At 65.4% G+C, this 2,844-nt stretch carries 4 protein-coding genes; all 4 read right to left on the bottom strand.

Features of this window, described 5'->3' with window-relative positions; translation table 11 throughout:
- Positions 1-46: 46 nt before the first annotated feature.
- The 4 genes from AB4Y84_RS18350 to AB4Y84_RS18335 all read right to left on the bottom strand — a co-directional run bounded on the left by AB4Y84_RS18350 (position 47) and on the right by AB4Y84_RS18335 (position 2,435).
- The gene (locus tag AB4Y84_RS18350; RefSeq protein ID WP_442244701.1) at positions 47-535 is read right to left on the bottom strand and encodes a hypothetical protein; all 489 of its coding nucleotides are present in this window, start codon (positions 533-535) and stop codon (positions 47-49) included.
- 31 nt (positions 536-566) lie between these two features.
- Positions 567-1,319, bottom strand: coding sequence for an HAD family hydrolase (locus AB4Y84_RS18345; protein WP_442244700.1), 753 nt, complete (start codon positions 1,317-1,319; stop codon positions 567-569).
- Between the two features lie 97 nt (positions 1,320-1,416).
- Positions 1,417-1,836 (bottom strand): EF-hand domain-containing protein, encoded by a 420-nt coding sequence (locus AB4Y84_RS18340; RefSeq protein ID WP_025878233.1) that lies wholly within the window; start codon positions 1,834-1,836, stop codon positions 1,417-1,419.
- Positions 1,837-2,063: 227 nt separating this feature from the next.
- Positions 2,064-2,435 carry a hypothetical protein gene (locus tag AB4Y84_RS18335; RefSeq protein WP_025878234.1) on the bottom strand — a complete coding sequence of 124 codons (372 nt, stop codon included), beginning with the start codon at positions 2,433-2,435 and terminating at the stop codon, positions 2,064-2,066.
- Positions 2,436-2,844 lie beyond the last annotated feature (409 nt).

The following is a 2,844-nucleotide window of genomic DNA, read 5'->3' as shown; positions in this document are numbered from 1 at the left end:
GCAACCTCTGCGTCGGGGGCATGCAGTTGCCGGCCAGCGGCCGGCACTACCGTTTGAGCTGGCGCTTCAGCGTGGCATCGAGGGTGATCGGCCGATCCCAGTGCTCGTAGCTGGCCACGATGGCGTGGCGTACGGCGCGGTAGTGCAGGTTCTGCGGCTTGGCCGGCATCCGCTTCACCACCTCGGCCCAGCCGCCCTCGGGATCCTGGCTGAAGGCACGCACGCTGTCGCGGCAGGTCTGGCCACTGGCCTTGGCCCAGAAACAGGCGAAATAGATGTCGCCGGCCTGCCACTGGTGGGTGGTGGCCAGCGCGGCGATGTAACCCCGCGGTACACCGGCATAGCGCGATACCTCGTCGAGGAAGGCATCGGGGTAACGCTCGGCGTAGTGGTTGATATCGGCCAGCTGGGTGTCGACCCAGGCATCGCCGGTATCCACCTCATAGGTCGCCGAACGTTCGGCGGTCTGCTGCGCCAGCACGATGGCCGGCGCCAGCAGCAGGGACAACAGCAGGGCGCGCAGTGACAGTTTCATGCTTCGATTCTGCCGCAGCGGCCGCGCCGTGTCAGGCCGCGGCAGCGGCCTTGGCCTCGATCGTCGCCAGCGCCGCCGGCCAGTCCCAGGCGGTATCGGCGTTGACCATGCGTGGTTCGTTGTCGGCCACGCCGTGCTGAGTCTCGTGCGCCCAGGTCACTGCGTACGGGGTGTGGATACCCCAGCCGCCGAGGGTGATCACCGGTTCGATGTCCGAGCGCAGCGAATTGCCGACCATCACGAACTGCTGCATCGGCAGGTCGAATTCGGCCAGCACGCGGGCATAGGTTTCCGGGTCCTTCTCGGACACGATCTCGATGCGCGGGAACAGGTCCGCCAGCGCCGCCACCTTGATCTTGGCTTCCTGGTGGAACAGGTCGCCCTTGGTGATCAGCACCACCGGGTACTGCGCGGCGATGGCAGCCACCGACTCGCGTACGCCGTCGATCAGTTCGACCGGATGGCGCAGGGTGTCATGGCCGATGTCGAGGATGCGCTGGATGTCCTTGGCTTCGATGCGCTGCGAGGTGATCTCGATGGCCGCTTCGATCATCGACAGCGTCATGCTCTTCACCCCGTAACCGAACACGCCGAGGTGGCGCTGCTGCACTTCCAGCAGGTGGCGGGCGGTCTGGGTGTCGTGGACGTCGATGTAGCGCGACAGCAGGTCCAGGTAATCCTGCTCGGCCTTGCGGTAGTAGTCCTCGCTCTTCCACAGCGTGTCGTCACCGTCAAAACCGACCAGGCCGATRGCGCGCGAGGGCGCAGGCGTGGAGGTGTTCATCGCCCTAGGATACAGGCGCGGCGATGACGAAAAAAACCCGGGTGGCCGAAGCCACCCGGGTTGCCCATGCACCGGTTGTCCCGAATTCAACCGTGGATCAGCGACCCTGGCCTGCTGCCGTGCCACCCGCGCCGGCACCCGCCTGCTGGGCGGCCACGTAGGCCTTGTACTCGTCGGCGCTCAACTGGCCGTCCTTGTTGGCATCCGCCTGGTCGAACACCTGCGCAAGGCCCGCATTCACCTGCGACTCGCTCTTGCTGATGGTGCCGTTGCCATCGGTATCGATGCTGGCCCACGTCTGGCCGCCGCCGTTGGCCTGCGCCGAGGCTGCTGCGGCCGCGTCGGTGGCCTGGTCAGCCGCCTGGCCTGCCTGTGCCGCCGCCTGCTGGGCCTGCGCCGCTTCGTTCTGTGCATGCGCGGCCTGCTGCTTGGCCGACTGCGCCATCGCCGGGATGGCCAACACGCTGCCGGCGGCGACGATCAGGGCGATCAGGGGCTTGCGGTTGCGAATAGTCATCTGGGGTGTCTCCTGAAGGGTGGTAGTGCGCGGTCGTTGTCTCCGCACGGCACCTACCCTGCCACCGCGTTTCTGAATCGATTTTGCGCCGCGATTCCCTCGAACACGCATGGTTAACCACTGGCGCAGACGCATGCGTTAGCGCGGTGGTTAGTGCGAAGTGAGCAGGTAGTAAGACGAGCATTCAGCGCTGCAGGATTTAACCTGCAGCGAACGAAAAACCTGCGTCAGTCGACGGTTTTTTCCGATGACCGCGAACTGAACAACACCCATCCCAATGCAACACCGGAGAGCGCACCGGCGATCTCCAGCACCACGCGGCTGCCCAGTTCGTTCGGATCGTGGATGGTGGACAGGAACAGGCGCGCATACAGCGGCGACTCCAGCCGCACGATGCCCATGTAGAACAGCTTCCAGGCGTCGATGCCGGCGGAGATGATCACCGCGATCACGCACGACCAGCCGATGGCATGGCCCACGGTCCAGTGCAGCAGCCGGCACAGGTGGTGCCACAGGAAATACACCAGCAGGCCGACCAGCAGGGCGATGAGGCCCGCCTCGAGCGTACCGAGCAGGCCGAAATGCAGGGGAAGGTTCATCAGGCGGGGACGCAGGAGACGGCGGCCAGTGTAAGGGTATCGGCAGGGCTGCGCCTTGGTACGCGCCATCGCATACGCGCTGTCGCTCCCACGCTTCGCTGCGCGAACCGCGGGCCCCACTTACCAGCTTCCAGACCCCCGCCGCTTCGCGGCCGCCCCCTGACTCAGGGGGCTCTTCCCCAGACGAGTACCGGCGGCTTCAGTAGATCCACGCCATGCGTGGATGGATCTCCATCGAAATCGAATATTTCGACAATTGAACGATGAACATCCACGCATGGCGTGGATCTACCGTGTCGACCAAGGTCGACACCCAMCAGGAGCAGGCCMTGCCATTCCGACAGATCGCGGAAAMCTGTCGAAGGCGGGGTGGGTCCGGTTGCGGGGGCGTGAGCGCCATGGATGGCGC

Source organism: Stenotrophomonas sp. 2YAF22 (assembly GCF_052114665.1).
In the GTDB taxonomy this organism is placed as follows: domain Bacteria; phylum Pseudomonadota; class Gammaproteobacteria; order Xanthomonadales; family Xanthomonadaceae; genus Stenotrophomonas; species Stenotrophomonas indicatrix.
This window is presented reverse-complemented; position numbering and strand designations above follow the sequence as displayed.